The organism is Ramlibacter sp. (genome assembly GCF_013697775.1).
Taxonomy (GTDB): Bacteria; Pseudomonadota; Gammaproteobacteria; order Burkholderiales; family Burkholderiaceae_C; genus Ramlibacter.
Genome location: NZ_JACCWG010000207.1, coordinates 1 through 13,715, shown reverse-complemented (window position 1 = coordinate 13,715; position 13,715 = coordinate 1). Strand labels below are relative to the sequence as shown.

The following is a 13,715-nucleotide window of genomic DNA, read 5'->3' as shown; positions in this document are numbered from 1 at the left end:
GCACCACGATGCCCACGAAGTGGACCAGGCTCTCGCGCTCGGGGCTGACGCGCCGGCCTCGGATCGCCTCGATCAGGATGAAGAAGATCCGCCCCCCGTCGAGGGCGGGGATCGGCAGCATGTTGGCGACCGCTAGGCCCGCGCTGAACGTGCCGGTCATGACTAGGATCGGGAACCAGTAGCCCGACTGGAGCGAGGCATCGACCGCCTGCGCCGTGACTTGTGCCATGCCGGGCAGGCCGATCGGGCGGAGCATCTCGCCGGGCATGGCGCCCTGGAAGTAGAGGATCGGCGCCCAGAGGGTGAACGCGACGATGCTCGCGGCCCGCACGGTCCCCTGCCACATCGACTCGAACGGGCCGTACTGCATCGGCCGCGTCGGCTGCTGGATCGCCACGCCGATGGCCCCCTGGCCCGGCGGCGGGTTCGTGCGCGGCGTCAGGGTCACATCGACCGGGGCGCCGTCGCGTTGCAGCTGGATCGCGAGCGGGTTGCTCCCGTTGTCGCGCGTGATCTGCTGGAACTGCCCGGTCGAGGCGACGGGCTGGCCGTTCATCGAGATCACGCGGTCGCCGGCGCGCAGGCCGTCGCGGATCACCCAGCCCTTGCCGCCGGGCATGTCGGTCCACTCGCCGGCCTGTACCGGGCGCGAGGTGGCGACCAGCGCGCCCTTCATCTCCGGCTTGTCGCTGGGGGCCACCACGTAGACGAACTTGCCCTGCGGGCCTTCCAGCACGGCGCGCTGCGGCACCTGCACCACGTCGGGCCGATGCGCGCCGGACAGGCGCACGCGCACGAACTGGCCGGGTTTGATGCGCTGGTCGGGGTTGGGCAGCTCGGCCTGCGAGCGCACCGTGCCCGTGGCCGCATTGACCAGCGGCTCGCTGAACTGCACGCGGCCGCCAGAGGCAAGCGGCGTGCCGTCGCCAGCGAACACCTGCACGGTGAAGCCGCCGGGCGGCAGCACCAGCTTGCGCTCGCGGATGTCGGCCTGCATGCGGCCCTGCTCGGCGTCGGGGATGCCGAACACCGCGCGGATCGGGTTGGTCTGCACGATGGTGGCCAGCAGCACGTCGGGCCCGGACACCAGGCTGCCTTCGGACTTCGGAGCGCCGCCGGCCAGGCCGGACACCGGCGCCGTCACCTGCGTGTAACTCAGGTTCAGTTTCGCCTCGGTAACCTTGGCGGCCGCGGACTTCACGTCGGCGGCCGCCACGTCCTGCGCCGACAGCGCGTCGTCGTAGTCGCGCCGGCTCACCACGCCGCTTTCGGCCAGCGGCTTCATGCGATCGAGAAGGCGGCGCGCATTGGCCTGGCGCGCCATCGCCGCGGCCTGGTCGGCTTCGGCCTTGGACAGCGCGGTGCGGAACGGCGCCGGGTCGATGGTGAACAGCGACTGGCCGGCCTTGACCGGCAGACCCTCGTTGTAATTGCGCTTGAGCAGGATGCCGGTCACGCGCGCGCGCACTTCCACCTCGCGCGAGCCCTGCGTCTGCCCGGTGTACTCGAAGCTCACGGGCAGCGTCTGCGGCTGCACGGTGACCACGTTCACCTGCGGCGGCGGCCCGCCCATGCCGGGAGGCCCACCCTCGCCGCGGCTCTCGCCGCAGGCGGACAGCACCGCCACAAGAACGGCAGAAACGAAAACTCCCCCCGACAAGCGCCCCGCGGGCGTCCCGAGCCAATTCATGCGTATTCCTTGGAATTGTGATTGCCGCCCGCGTGCGCGAGCGCAGCCGCGCATGTTAACGACCTGTGAAGACCCGCGCGCGGCGTGGGAATGCGGCGGCTGCCAGCGGATGTCAGGAACTCAGCCGGCCAGCAGCGCCTGCAGCTTGGCGAGAGCGCCGGCCCAGCCGCGCGCATGGTCGTCGCGGGCGTGCTGGTCGAACAGGCGCTCGTGCAGGAAGTCGAGTTCGGTGCCTCCGTCCACCGGCCGCAGGACGACGGTGACCAGCGACACGCGCTCCGGCGTGCTTTTCCACGCCCAGGTGAAGGACAGCCTGCGGTGCGGCACCACCTCCTGGTAAACGCCCGCGACGTCGTGCTCCTGCCCGTCCTCGGTGAAGAAGCGGATGCGGTAGGCGCCGCCTTCGCGCACGTCGAGTTCGGCGCTGTCCACGCGCTGCGTGTCGCCGGGGCCGAACCAGCTGCTCAGGGCTTGCGGGTCCGTCCAGGCGCGCCAGACCTTTTCGCAGGCGACGGGGTAGCGGCGGGCGAGGCGAAGGCGCGGCTTGTCCTCAAGGGGGCTTTCGGGATTTTCGGCGTTCGGGGGTCCGGCGGACATGGATCGATCTCCTCCTGGTGGTACAGATAGCGCCCGAGCGCGTCGAGCCGGGCATTCCAGAATGTCTCGTAATGGGCCAGCCACATCGCCGCATCCTCCAGCGCCTGCGGCGCCAGTTCGCACCGCACCGTGCGGCCCTCCTTGGCGCGCACCACCAGGCCGGCCTGCTCCAGCACGCGCAGGTGCTTCATGAAGCCGGGCAGCGACATGCCGCAGGGCGCGGCCAGTTCGCTGACGCTGGAGGGCCCGTGCGTCAGGCGCTCGATCACGCCGCGCCGTGTGGCGTCCGACAGCGCCGAGAACACGCGGTCCAGCACCGCCGGGTCGTCGCGCATCGCCGCGGCTCCTTCACTTCCCGTCGAAGGCGCGCTGCAGCGCCGCGATGTCGAGCTTCTTCATCGTCATCATGGCGCCGAATGCGCGCCCGGCACTGGCCGGTTCGCCCTCCAGCAGCGGCGCCAGCGCGTTCGGCGTCACCTGCCACGAGAGGCCGAAGCGGTCCTTTAGCCAGCCGCATCGCTGCGCCTGCGGGTCGCCTCCGGGCGTGAGCGCGTTCCAGTAATGGTCCACCTCGTCCTGCGCGTCGCACATCACCTGCAGCGACACCGCCTCGTTGAACTTGAACATCGGCCCGCCGTTCAGCGCCAGGAAGGCCTGGCCGGCCAGCTCGAACGACACCGTCATCACGCTGCCGGGCGGCTGGCGGTGGAACTCCTGCCCGGCTTCGGTGTAGCGGCTCACGTGCGTGATGCGCGACTGCGGGAAGATGCCGGTGTAGAGCTTCGCCGCCTCCTCGCCCTGGCCGTCGAACCAGAGGCAGGGCACGATCTTGGGCGCCGTGGCGCCGGCGCCGCCGCCGCCGCGGTGGAGCACCTGCCACGACACGCCGTAGCGATCCTTCAGCCAGCCGCCCTGCTGCTCCTTCGCGCCGTCGCCGGCCAGCAGCGCCTTGCGGTAGTGGTCCACCTCCTGCTGCGAGCCGCACATGATCTGCAGCGACACCGCTTCGTTGAACTGGAACACCGGCCCGCCGTTCAGCGCGGTGAAGGCCTGGCCGGCCAGCTCGAAGGCCACCGCCATCACGCTGCCCGGCGGCCGGCCGTGGACGTTCTGCCCCGCTTCGGAATAGCGGCCGACGTGCGTGATGCGCGAATCCGGAAAGATGCCGGCGTAGAACCGCGCGGCCTCCTCGCCCTGGCTGTCGAACCAGAGGCAGGGAACGATCTTGCTGGCCAATTGCATGGATGGACTCCTTTGGCATGTGCCGCCATGGCTGAGAAACTTAACTGATTGGTTTAGTTTAGCGGACTTCAGCGCCGTGTCAAACGCTTGGGAACCGCAGCCCGATCGCCGGTCCGGAATCGGCGAGTGCATTGCGCGCCGCGAACGCAGACTGCGCCGCTGGTTCAACACAAGGAGAAATACATGAATGAACTCGCAGGCAAGGTTGCCATCGTCACCGGCGCCAGCTCGGGCATCGGGCGCGCCAGCGCGCTGCTGTTCGCGCGGCGCGGCGCGTCGGTTGTGGTGGGCGCGCGGCGCCGGTCGGGGCTCGATACGCTGGTGGACGAGATCCGCGCGCAGGGCGGCAAGGCCATCGCCGTCGGCGGCGACGTGCGCGAGGAGGCCTTCGCCCGCGCGCTGGTCGACCACGCGCAGGAACACTTCGGCGGGCTCGACATCGCGTTCAACAACGCGGGCTCGATGGGCCAGCTCGGCCCGACGCTGGACGTGACGCTGGCCGGCTGGCAGGAAGCGGTGGACACCAACCTCACGGCGGCGTTCCTGGGTGCCAAGCACCAGATTCCGGCCATGCTGGCGCGCGGCGGCGGCTCGCTGATCTTCACTTCCACCTTCGTCGGCTACACGGCGGGCATTCCCGGCGCGGCGGCGTACGCGGCCAGCAAGTCGGGGCTGATCGGGTTCACCCAGGCACTGGCCGCCGAATTCGGCGCACAGGGCCTGCGCGTGAACGCGCTGCTGCCCGGAGGCACCGACACGCCCCTGGCGCGCGAGATGAACCCCACGCCTGAAGCCTGGGCTGGGGTCGCTGCGATGCATGCGCTCAAACGTGTCGCGCAGCCCGAGGAGATCGCCGAGGCGGCGCTGTTCCTCGCCGGCAGCGCGTCGTCGTTCATGACGGGCACCGCCATGCTGGTGGACGGCGGAGTGTCGATCAACAGGGGATGAGGTGCTCAAGCTGATCCATTGACCCCGGCAAATGATTGCCGGACACTGGACAGATGAACACAGCCGTTGCAGCGCAGGTTCCCGCCGCCCAGGTCAAGGCCGTTCGCGCCTTCAACCGCTTCTACACCCAGCGCATCGGCGTGTTGGACCGCTACCTTGGAAGCGACTTCAGCCTGAGCGAGATCCGCGTGCTGTACGAACTGGCGCACCGCGAGCAGCTTGCCGCCGCCGACCTGGTGCGCGAGTTCGGGCTGGATGCGGGCTATCTCAGCCGCATGCTGCGCCGCTTCGAATCGCAAGGCTGGATCACGCGCACCACCTCTGCACGCGACGCGCGGCAAAGCCTGCTGCGCATGACCAGGCAAGGCCATGCCGCGTTCGCGCCGATGCAGCAGCGCTCGCGCGACGAAACGGCCGCCCTGCTGGCCACCGTGCCGCCCGAAGCCCGGCCCCGGCTGGTGGAGGCGCTGCAGACGGTACAGGCTCTGCTCGACCCCACTACCGGCGGCGCCAGCGCCCCCGCCGCGCGCCAGGTGCTGCTGCGCGACCCGCGGCCCGGCGACATCGGCTGGGTGGTGCAGCAGCACGGCGAGGTCTACGCGCGCGAATGTGGCTTCACCCTCGAATTCGAAGCGCTGGTGGCCGACATCACCGCGCAGTTCATCAAGAAATTCGACCCGGCCGCGGACAGGTGCTGGATCGCCGAAGTCGATGGCCAGCGCGCGGGCTCGGTGTTCGTGGTGCGCCGCTCGGCCACGGTGGCCCAGCTGCGCCTGCTGATCCTCACACCCGAGGCGCGCGGCCTGGGCCTGGGCGGCCGGCTGGTGGACGAATGCATCGCCTTCGCACGCGCCCAGGGCTACCGCACGATGCGGCTGTGGACGCAGAGCAACCGGCCGGCCGCGCGCGCCATCTACGCCGGCCGCGGCTTCGTGCAGAAGACCAGCGAACCGAAACACTCCTACGGCCAGGACGTGGTTGTCGAGGAGTGGGTGCTGAAGCTCTGACAGCGGGCAGACAGCCGCCGCTTCGATAATGGCGCGATGAAGTCCGCGCCCGATGCGGCCACGGCGGCAGTGCCCGCCGAGCCGCGCCCCCAGCCCCGCTCCCTCACCGATCTCTTCATTTCCTTCACGCTGCTGGCCCTGCAGGGCTTCGGCGGCGTCCTGGCGGTGGTGCAGCACGAACTGGTGGAGCGCAAGCGCTGGATGACGCGCGAGGAGTTCGTGGAGGACTGGGCGGTCGCGCAGATCATGCCCGGCCCCAACGTGGTGAACCTGGCGCTGATGATCGGCGGGCGCTACTTCGGCCTGGCCGGCGCGCTCGTTGCGCTGGCCGGCATGCTGGTGCTGCCGCTGCTGGTGGTGCTGCTGCTGGCGCTGGTGCACGCGCGCTTCGCGAACGACCCGCACGTGGCTGGCGCGCTGCGCGGCATGGCGGCGGTGGCGGCGGGCCTGGTCACCGCCACCGGCCTGAAGCTGTTCGGCGCACTCAAGCGCAATCCGCTTGGCATGGCGCTGTGCGTGGTCCTGGGCGTGCTGACTTTCATCGGCATCGGCCTGCTGCGGCTGCCGCTGGCCTGGGTGCTGTTCGGCCTGGGTGGGCTGGCCTGCGTGGTCGCCTGGCGCAACCTGGGAGGCACGCGATGAGCATCGCACTGGGCTGGGCCGACTGGCTGTCGCTGTTCGCGCACTTTCTCGCGCTGTCGCTGCTGGCCGTGGGCGGTGCCATCACCACCGCGCCGGACATGCACCGCTACCTGGTGGACGAGAAGCACTGGCTGACCGATCCGCAGTTCAGCGCCTCGATCGCCATCGCCCAGGCCGCGCCGGGGCCGAACGTGCTGTTCATCGCGCTACTGGGATGGAACGTCGGCCTGAACGCCGGCGGCATCGGCACCGCGCTGCTCGGCATGGCGGTGACCATGATAGGGATCATGCTGCCCAGCACCACCCTCACCTACCTGGCGGCGCGCTGGGGCCATGCCAACCGCGAGCTGCGGGCGGTGCGCGCCTTCAAGCAGGGCCTGGCGCCCATTGTCATCGGCCTCTTGGTCGCCACCGGCTGGATCTTGGCCACCGGCAGCGGCTACGGCTTGCAGCACTGGCCGGTCTGGGCCATTGCCATCGCCACCGCGCTCATCGTCTGGCGCACGCGGGTGCACCTGCTGTGGCTGCTCGGTGCGGGTGCGCTGCTCGGCGCCTGGGGTTGGGTCTGATCGGCGCGTCAGCGCGGGTTCTCGAAGAACACGTAAGTCCCGAAGCCGCCGATCTCGAAATACACCCGCTTCTCGCCGGGGTCGGCCTGGAAGTTCAGGTTCTCGTCCAGCACGCCCCAGCCGTAGCGGTAGCTGCGCGGCGCGTTGTCGTCGGTGCCGAGCGCGGTGCTGAGCTTGTCCACTTTCAGGAAGCGCCGCACCACCTTGTCGCCGGCATAAACCTCCAGCACGCCATTCGTGCCGGTCCAGTTCTGGACGTCGCGGCCCAGCTTGTTCTGCTGCTCCTGGGTGCAGGATGCCAGCAGCGCCAAAGCGGCCAGCGCGGGAAAAAGTGTTCTCAGTTTCATGGGTGTTCCTCCAGCAATTGGGGCAGCAGGACGGCGGCGCCGCCGCGCAGCACCGCATCGGCGACCGCGTCGAGGTCGCTGGCCTGCGGGTTGATGACGACCACCCGCCCGGGCGTGGCGCGCGCCAGGCCGGCGGCCGGATAGACCACGCCGGAGGTGCCGACCACCAGCATCAGCTGGCTTGCCAGCGCGGCGTCCTGCGCGGCCTGCAGTACCTCGGGCGGCAGCGTCTCGCCGAACCACACGACGGCCGGCCGGCGCAGGTTGCCGCACACGGCGCAGCGCGGCGGCGTGCCCGGCAGCAGGTTGGCGTCGGTGCAGCAGGCGCGCGGCGCCTCCAGCCATGTGTCCTCGGCGATGTTGCCGTGCAGCGCCAGCACGCCCGGCGAGCCGGCGTGCTGGTGCAGGCCGTCCACGTTCTGCGTGGCCACGGTGAGCCGCCCCGGATGGCGCTGCTGGAAGGCGGCGATGGCGCGGTGCCCCGCGTTCGGCTCCACCTTCGCGACCATGGCGCGGCGCATCGCGTACCAGTCCCACACCATTTTCGGATCGGCGCGGAACGCGTCCTCGGTGGCCAGATCCTCGGGGCGGAACTTCGCCCACAGGCCGGTCTGCGCATCGCGGAAGGTCGGCACGCCGGACTCCGCGCTCATGCCGGCGCCGCTCAGCACCACGATTCGGCGCGCCGCGCGCACCCAGCCGCGGACCTTGCCGACGTCGCCCGCCCCGTCCGTCACGGCGTTCTCTGGCGCAGCGCCTCGTACAGGCAGATGCCGCTGGCGACCGACACGTTCAGGCTTTCCACCGCGCCGCGCATCGGGATGGACACCAGCGCGTCGCAGGTCTTGCGCGTGAGCTGCCGCAGGCCGGAGCCCTCGGCACCCATCACCAGCGCCGTGGGCGCGCGCAGGTCGGCCTGGTAGACCGTGCGGTCGGCATCGTCGGCCAGGCCGGTGCACCAGATGTTGCGCTCCTTGAGCTCGCCCAGCGTGCGCGCGAGGTTGGTGACCATGAAGTAAGGCACCGTCTCGGCCGCGCCGCTGGCCACCTTGGCCACCGTGGCATTGACGCCCACCGCATGGTCCTTGGGCGCGATCACCGCGTGCGCGCCGGCGCCGTCGGCCACCCGCAGGCAGGCGCCCAGGTTGTGCGGGTCGGTCACGCCGTCCAGCACCAGCAGCAGCGGCGGCCCCTCGATGCCGTCCAGCAGGTCGTCCAGCGAATGCGCCTGCGGCAGCATCTGCACGCGCGCGACCACGCCCTGGTGGCCGATGCCGCCGGCCAGCCGCGCCAGCCGCGGCCCGTCGGATTCGAGCACGCGCACGCCGGCCTCGGCCGTGCGCTGCAGGAACTGCCGCATGCGGGCGTCGCGCCGGGCGGCGTCCACGTAAATCTCCACGATGGACTGGGGCGCGGTCTTGAGCCGGACGCCGACAGCGTGAAATCCAAACAGCACTTTGTGTGAAGCCATGCCCGGATTATCCCGTGGGCTTTGGGTCTGCTCATGTATACAATCGACTGACATTCTTGGAGTTCGAATGGGTCTGCGGCTGAAGTTCAACCTGGTCTTGATCGTTGTGTTCCTGGCGGGTTTCATCGCCGCCGGCCTGGTCTCTCGCCAATTGCTGATGGAGAACGCGCGCGAGGAAGTGGTGCGCGACGCGCGCCTGATGATGGAAGCCGCGAGCGCGGTGCGCACCTACACGGTGGAACAGGTGCGCCCGCACCTGATCAAGCAGATGGACGAGGTGTTCCTGCCGCAGACGGTGCCGGCGTTCGCAGCCACCGAGGCCATCGGCCACCTGCGCAAGAAGTACAAGGAATACAGCTACAAGGAAGCCACGCTCAACCCGACCAACCCGCGCAACCGCACGCTCGATTGGGAGGCCGACCTGGTCAACCAGTTTCGCGGCAATGCCGACACCAAGGAAATCGTTTCGGAGCGGCTCTCCTCCACCGGCCGCAGCCTGTTCATCGCCCATCCCATTCAGGTGGGCAACCCCGCCTGCCTGCAGTGCCACAGCACCGCCGCCAGCGCGCCGCCTTCCATGCTGAAGATCTACGGCGAGGCCAACGGCTTCGGCTGGAAGCACAACGAGATCGTCGGCGCGCAGGTGGTCACGGTGCCGATGGAAGTGCCGCTGCGCAACGCCGACCGCGCCTTCACCACCTTCATGGCCTCGCTGGCCGCCGTGTTCGTGGCGGTGTTCGTGGTGCTCAACGTCATGCTCAGCTGGCTGATCGTGCGGCCGATCCGGCGCATGTCGGAAGCGGCTGATCGCATCAGCACCGGCAACTTCGGCGTGCCCGAATTCAAGGAGAAGGGCCGCGACGAGATGGCCGTGCTGGGCAGCTCGTTCAACCGCATGCGCCGCAGCCTGGAAAAGGCCATGCAGATGATCGGCGACCATTAAAACGCCTCCCATGGACCCCCACGCCGGCGCGGATGCTTCCGCCCTGCCCGCCGGCTGCCGCATCAAGGAATACGAGATCGAGCGCACGCTGGGCGGCGGCGGCTTCGGCCTGACCTACCTGGCGCACGACCGCAACCTGAACCTTCAGGTGGCGCTGAAGGAGTACTACCCCGGCGACCTGGCCGCGCGCGGCGCAGACCATGCGGTGCGGGTGCGCGGCGGCGGCGCCGACGGCGGCGACGGTGACGCAGCCGAGCGCTACCAGTGGGGGCTGGAGCGCTTCCTGGACGAGGCCCGCGCGCTGGCCACCTTTCGCCACCGCAGCATCGTGCGCGTGCTGCGCTACTTCCGTGATAACGGCACCGCCTACATCGTGATGGAGTACGAAACCGGGGAGCCGCTCAAGCGCTGGGTGCCGCACAACGCGCCGCTGTCGCAGCGCGCGCTGCTGTCGATCCTGAACCCGCTGCTCGATGGCCTGGAGCAGGTGCACCAGGCAGGTTTCCTGCACCGCGACATCAAGCCCGACAACATCTACGTGCGCGCCGACGGCACGCCAGTGCTGCTGGACTTCGGCTCGGCCCGCCGCGTCTCGACCAACCAGGACTTCACCAACATCGTGAGCCCGGGTTTCGCGCCCTTCGAGCAGTACCACTCGCAGGGACACGAGGGGCCGTGGACCGACCTGTACTCCATCGGCGCGGTGCTGTACTGGATGGCCACCGGCCGCAAGCCGCTGGAATCCGCCGCGCGCGTGAAGACCGACAGCATGCCGGGCGCCGCGGCGCTGGGGAACGCCGCGGTCCACGGCGCCGACCTGCTGCGCGCCATCGAATGGGCGATGCGGTCGGACGAAGCCGCGCGGCCGCAATCGGTGGCCGAATTCCGCGAAGCCATCCGGTCCTGCGCCGCCGTCGACACCGGAATGAGCGTCCCCGTCGGGGGACGCGGCGGCGGGGCCGCGTCGGGGCAATCGGTCACCGGTCCTTCCGGCACATCCAGCACTCCGACCCGGCGCAACCTGCTGGGAACGGTGCTGGCACTGGACCTGGTCGCGCCCGGCGGGCGCGCGCCGGACGAGCTCAAGGACCTGAGGCGCATGTTCGCCGAGCTGGTGGCCAGCGCGCTGCGCGCCATCCCCGACGACCAGCGCGCCACCGCGAGCACGCCCGATGGCCTGGCGGTGTGCTTCATGGGCGACCCCGAGGAGGCGCTGAAGTCCGGGCTGCTGGTGCGCGACCTGCTGACCGGGCGCCACGGCCGCGCGCTGGGCGTGCGCGTGGGCCTGCACATGGGCCCGGTGCGCCTGATTCCCGACACTGCCGGCCGGCTGCAGGTGATGGGCGACGGAATCAACGTCGCGCAGCGCGTGATGGACTTCGCCCAGCCCAACCAGGTGCTGGTGTCGCGCGCGTATTACGACGTGGTGTCGCGCATCACCGACGACGCGGCCGACACCTTCTCCTACCTCGGCCCGCACGAGGATAGGCACGGCCGCGTGCACGAGCTCTATGCCGCCCATCCGGCCCAGCGCGCCAGCACCACGCGGCGCGAAGGCCCGTCCACCGGCTACAGCATGACGATCCCGGCGCGCCCCGCGCTGCTGACCGGGGACGAGGTGCTGGAAGTGGAAACCGAGCTGGCGCGGCACATCGGCCCGATGGCGCGCATGCTGGTGCGCAAGGAAAGCGCGCGCAGCGCAACGCTTGCGGAACTCGCGCAGGCGCTGGCCGCGCACCTGGACACGCCGCCGCAGCGCGAAGCCTTTATGAAGGCGCTACGCGAAGCGCTGCCGCGCAAGGGCTTCTGAGCCGCCGGGTCAGGCGTGGACGACCTCGCCGGCCTCGATGGCGATGCGGCGCTCGCAGCGCTGCGCGATGGCGCGGTCGTGCGTCACCAGCACCAGGGTCGTGCCCAGCTCGCGGTTGAGGTCGAACATCAGCTGCATCACGGTTTCGCCGGTGGCGAAATCCAGGCTGCCCGTGGGCTCGTCGGCCAGCAGCACGGCCGGCTGCACGACGAAGGCACGCGCCAGCGCCACGCGCTGCTGCTCGCCGCCGGACAGCACCTTCGGGTAATGGCCGAGCCGCTCGCCCAGGCCCACGCGGCGCAGCATCTCGCCGGCGGTGGCGCGCGCATCGCGCCGGCCGGCCAGCTCCAGCGGCAGCATGACGTTCTCCAGCGCGCTGAGGTTGCCCAGCAGCTGAAAGCTCTGGAACACGAAGCCGACCTGGCGCGCGCGCAGTGCGGCGCGCTCGTCCTCGTCGATGGAAAACAGGTCCTGGCCCGCGAGCTTCACCGTGCCGCGGGTAGGCGTGTCCAGTCCCGCGATGATGGACAGCAGCGTGCTTTTGCCCGAACCCGAGGCGCCGACGATGGCCGCGGTTTCCCGCGGCGCCAGGGCGAAGTCGATATCGCGCAGAATGTCGAGGGTGCCGGTCGAATCCGTCACCGATTTGAAAACGTGTTCGACGGAGATGATGGGTTCTGACATGGCGGCCTTGAAGCGGCGCGACTTTATCGCGGCAGCCTTAGCTGGGAGTTATCTGGAAATGGCCGATGCGGCTGGCGCGCCGGTGATCCTGGTGGTGGGCGACTCGTTGAGTGCCGAGTATGGCTTAAGACGCGGCAGCGGCTGGGTGGCGCTGCTGCAGCAGCGCCTGGCGCAGGAGAAGATGCCCACGCGGGTTGTCAACGCCAGCATCAGCGGGGACACCACCGCCGGCGGCCGCTCGCGCCTGGCGCCGCTGCTGGCCCAGCACAAGCCCACCCACGTGGTGATCGAACTCGGCGGCAACGACGCGCTGCGCGGCCTGCCGCTGAACGGCACCGAAGACAATCTGCGGCAGATGGCAAAGGCCGCGCAGGACGCCGGCGCCAAGGTGCTGGTGGTCGGCATGCAGGTGCCGCCGAACTACGGCAGCGACTACGCCAACCGGTTCGCCGAAATGTTCGAGAAGGTGGCACGCGAACGCAAGGCTGCCTTCGTGCCGTTCCTGCTCAAGGGCGTGGCCGACCGGCCGGACGCGCTGCGCTTCTTCCAGTCCGACCGCATCCATCCGACCGAGCAGGCGCATCCGATCATGCTGGACAACGTCTGGCCCGAACTGAAGAAGCTGCTCAAGTGAGCGTCAAGCCGATTTCCGCTGGCGAAGCCGTCGAACGCCTGGGCGAGTTCGACGCCGTCATCGACGCGCGCAGCGAGTCCGAGCACGCCGAAGACCGGCTGCCCGGCGCGATCAACTGGCCCTCGCTGAACGACGAGGAGCGCAAGGTCGTCGGCACGATCTACAAGCAGGTCAACCCGTTCGAGGCGCGCAAGCGCGGTGCCGCGCTGGTGGCGGCCAACATCGCGCGGCACATCGAGCGCGACGTCATCGACAAGCCAAAGAGCTGGCAGCCGCTGGTCTACTGCTGGCGCGGCGGCCAGCGCAGCGGATCGCTCTCGCTGGTGCTGGGGCAGATCGGCTTTCGCGTGCACATTGTCGAAGGCGGCTACAAGGCATTCCGCGCCGCGGTGCTGGCATCGTTGCCTGAACTGGCGGCGCGCTTTTCCTACCGCGTGATCTGCGGCCCCACGGGCGCCGGCAAGACGCGGCTGCTGCACGCGCTGGCCGATGCGGGCGCGCAGGTGCTGGACCTGGAAGGCCTGGCGTCGCACCGCAGTTCGGTGCTGGGCATCATCCCTGGTCAGCCGCAGCCCACGCAGAAGCGCTTCGATACGCTGGTGTGGGAGCGGCTGCGCTCGCTCGATCCAGCGCAGCCGGTGTTCGTGGAGAGCGAGAGCAAGAAAGTCGGCAATTGTGCCGTGCCCGAAGTGCTGATGGCCGCGATGCGCGCGAGTCCGTGCCTGCGTCTTGAATTGTCGGAAGACGAGCGTGTCGCACTGCTGCTGGAAGACTACGATTTCTTCGTCAAGGATCCGGAGTTGTTTTGCGGGCGTCTTGCGGCGCTGACGGAGATTCGGGGGAAGGCGCAGGTGCAGGCTTGGCAGGGCCAGGTTGCTGCCGGGGATGTGGAATCCGTTGTGCGGGAGTTGCTGGTGAAGCATTACGACCCGGGGTATGCCTCCTCGACGCGCCGCAACTTCGTGCAGTTCGCCGATGCGCCTGTGATTGCGCCAGCGGATCGATCTGCTGCCGCCATGGGGGCTCTGGCTCGGGAGCTGCTCTCCTCGCTTTGAGACCGCGCGGCGTCGCGGCGCGTGGCGCCCGGTATGGGCTCATGCTGTGGCGGTCGGCGCTGCGCGCCGACTTCGC

General features: G+C 69.7%; 16 protein-coding genes and 1 pseudogene. 8 read left to right on the top strand and 9 right to left on the bottom strand.

The window, feature by feature from the left end:
- From H0U68_RS10350 to H0U68_RS10330, 5 genes and pseudogenes are all read right to left on the bottom strand, one after another.
- On the bottom strand, positions 1-1,627 hold a 1,627-nt coding region (locus H0U68_RS10350), incomplete at its 3' end, for an efflux RND transporter periplasmic adaptor subunit (protein ID WP_296355244.1).
- Positions 1,628-1,810: 183 nt separating this feature from the next.
- Positions 1,811-2,158 carry an SRPBCC domain-containing protein gene (locus tag H0U68_RS10345; protein ID WP_365731312.1) on the bottom strand — a complete coding sequence of 116 codons (348 nt, stop codon included), beginning with the start codon at positions 2,156-2,158 and terminating at the stop codon, positions 1,811-1,813.
- Positions 2,155-2,622, bottom strand: coding sequence for a metalloregulator ArsR/SmtB family transcription factor (locus H0U68_RS10340; RefSeq protein ID WP_296355240.1), 468 nt, complete (start codon positions 2,620-2,622; stop codon positions 2,155-2,157). The genes H0U68_RS10345 and H0U68_RS10340 overlap by 4 nt, the downstream gene beginning before the upstream one ends.
- Positions 2,623-2,635: 13 nt before the next feature.
- Positions 2,636-3,160, bottom strand: coding sequence for a VOC family protein (locus H0U68_RS10335; RefSeq protein ID WP_296355246.1), 525 nt, complete (start codon positions 3,158-3,160; stop codon positions 2,636-2,638).
- A pseudogene (locus H0U68_RS10330) lies at positions 3,155-3,529 on the bottom strand (VOC family protein); the annotation flags it as partial. The gene H0U68_RS10335 and the pseudogene H0U68_RS10330, both read right to left, overlap by 6 nt.
- A gap of 183 nt (positions 3,530-3,712) precedes the next feature.
- Here H0U68_RS10330 and H0U68_RS10325 point away from each other — a divergent pair.
- From H0U68_RS10325 to H0U68_RS10310, 4 genes are read left to right on the top strand one after another with little or no spacing between them, the layout of a single operon-like run.
- Entirely contained in the window at positions 3,713-4,477 is a 765-nt protein-coding gene (locus H0U68_RS10325; protein ID WP_296355238.1) for an SDR family oxidoreductase, read from the top strand.
- Positions 4,478-4,530: 53 nt separating this feature from the next.
- Positions 4,531-5,484 carry a bifunctional helix-turn-helix transcriptional regulator/GNAT family N-acetyltransferase gene (locus H0U68_RS10320; RefSeq protein WP_296355237.1) on the top strand — a complete coding sequence of 318 codons (954 nt, stop codon included), beginning with the start codon at positions 4,531-4,533 and terminating at the stop codon, positions 5,482-5,484.
- A gap of 36 nt (positions 5,485-5,520) precedes the next feature.
- Positions 5,521-6,126 carry a chromate transporter gene (locus tag H0U68_RS10315; RefSeq protein ID WP_296355235.1) on the top strand — a complete coding sequence of 202 codons (606 nt, stop codon included), beginning with the start codon at positions 5,521-5,523 and terminating at the stop codon, positions 6,124-6,126.
- The gene (locus tag H0U68_RS10310) at positions 6,123-6,695 is read left to right on the top strand and encodes a chromate transporter (protein WP_296355233.1); all 573 of its coding nucleotides are present in this window, start codon (positions 6,123-6,125) and stop codon (positions 6,693-6,695) included. Before H0U68_RS10315 ends, H0U68_RS10310 begins: the two co-directional genes overlap by 4 nt.
- Positions 6,696-6,703: 8 nt before the next feature.
- On the opposite strand, the gene H0U68_RS10305 is transcribed toward H0U68_RS10310, so the two are convergent.
- The 3 genes from H0U68_RS10305 to rlmB are packed head-to-tail and all read right to left on the bottom strand — an operon-like array spanning position 6,704 to position 8,513.
- A complete protein-coding gene (locus tag H0U68_RS10305; RefSeq protein WP_296355232.1) occupies positions 6,704-7,042 on the bottom strand; it encodes a hypothetical protein in 339 nt (112 codons plus the stop codon).
- Positions 7,039-7,779, bottom strand: coding sequence for an NAD-dependent protein deacylase (locus H0U68_RS10300; protein ID WP_296355230.1), 741 nt, complete (start codon positions 7,777-7,779; stop codon positions 7,039-7,041). The genes H0U68_RS10305 and H0U68_RS10300 overlap by 4 nt, the downstream gene beginning before the upstream one ends.
- Entirely contained in the window at positions 7,776-8,513 is a 738-nt protein-coding gene (gene rlmB / locus H0U68_RS10295; protein ID WP_296355228.1) for a 23S rRNA (guanosine(2251)-2'-O)-methyltransferase RlmB, read from the bottom strand. The genes H0U68_RS10300 and rlmB overlap by 4 nt, the downstream gene beginning before the upstream one ends.
- A 67-nt stretch (positions 8,514-8,580) precedes the next feature.
- Here rlmB and H0U68_RS10290 point away from each other — a divergent pair, with 67 nt between their 5' ends.
- Positions 8,581-9,456, top strand: coding sequence for a DUF3365 domain-containing protein (locus H0U68_RS10290; protein ID WP_296355226.1), 876 nt, complete (start codon positions 8,581-8,583; stop codon positions 9,454-9,456).
- Between the two features lie 10 nt (positions 9,457-9,466).
- Positions 9,467-11,266: a protein kinase gene (locus tag H0U68_RS10285; RefSeq protein WP_296355225.1), complete on the top strand. Its 1,800-nt coding sequence runs from the start codon at positions 9,467-9,469 to the stop codon at positions 11,264-11,266.
- A 9-nt stretch (positions 11,267-11,275) separates the two neighbouring features.
- Here H0U68_RS10285 and H0U68_RS10280 read toward each other — a convergent pair whose 3' ends face one another.
- Positions 11,276-11,950, bottom strand: a complete 675-nt coding sequence (locus H0U68_RS10280; protein WP_296355223.1) for an ABC transporter ATP-binding protein — start codon at positions 11,948-11,950, stop codon at positions 11,276-11,278.
- 58 nt (positions 11,951-12,008) lie between these two features.
- Between H0U68_RS10280 and H0U68_RS10275 the strand changes: the two genes are divergently transcribed.
- Positions 12,009-12,584: an arylesterase gene (locus H0U68_RS10275; RefSeq protein ID WP_296355221.1), complete on the top strand. Its 576-nt coding sequence runs from the start codon at positions 12,009-12,011 to the stop codon at positions 12,582-12,584.
- Complete coding sequence (gene mnmH, locus H0U68_RS10270; RefSeq protein ID WP_296355219.1) at positions 12,581-13,639, top strand: tRNA 2-selenouridine(34) synthase MnmH; 1,059 nt, start codon at positions 12,581-12,583, stop codon at positions 13,637-13,639. Before H0U68_RS10275 ends, mnmH begins: the two co-directional genes overlap by 4 nt.
- Positions 13,640-13,715: the final 76 nt, after the last annotated feature.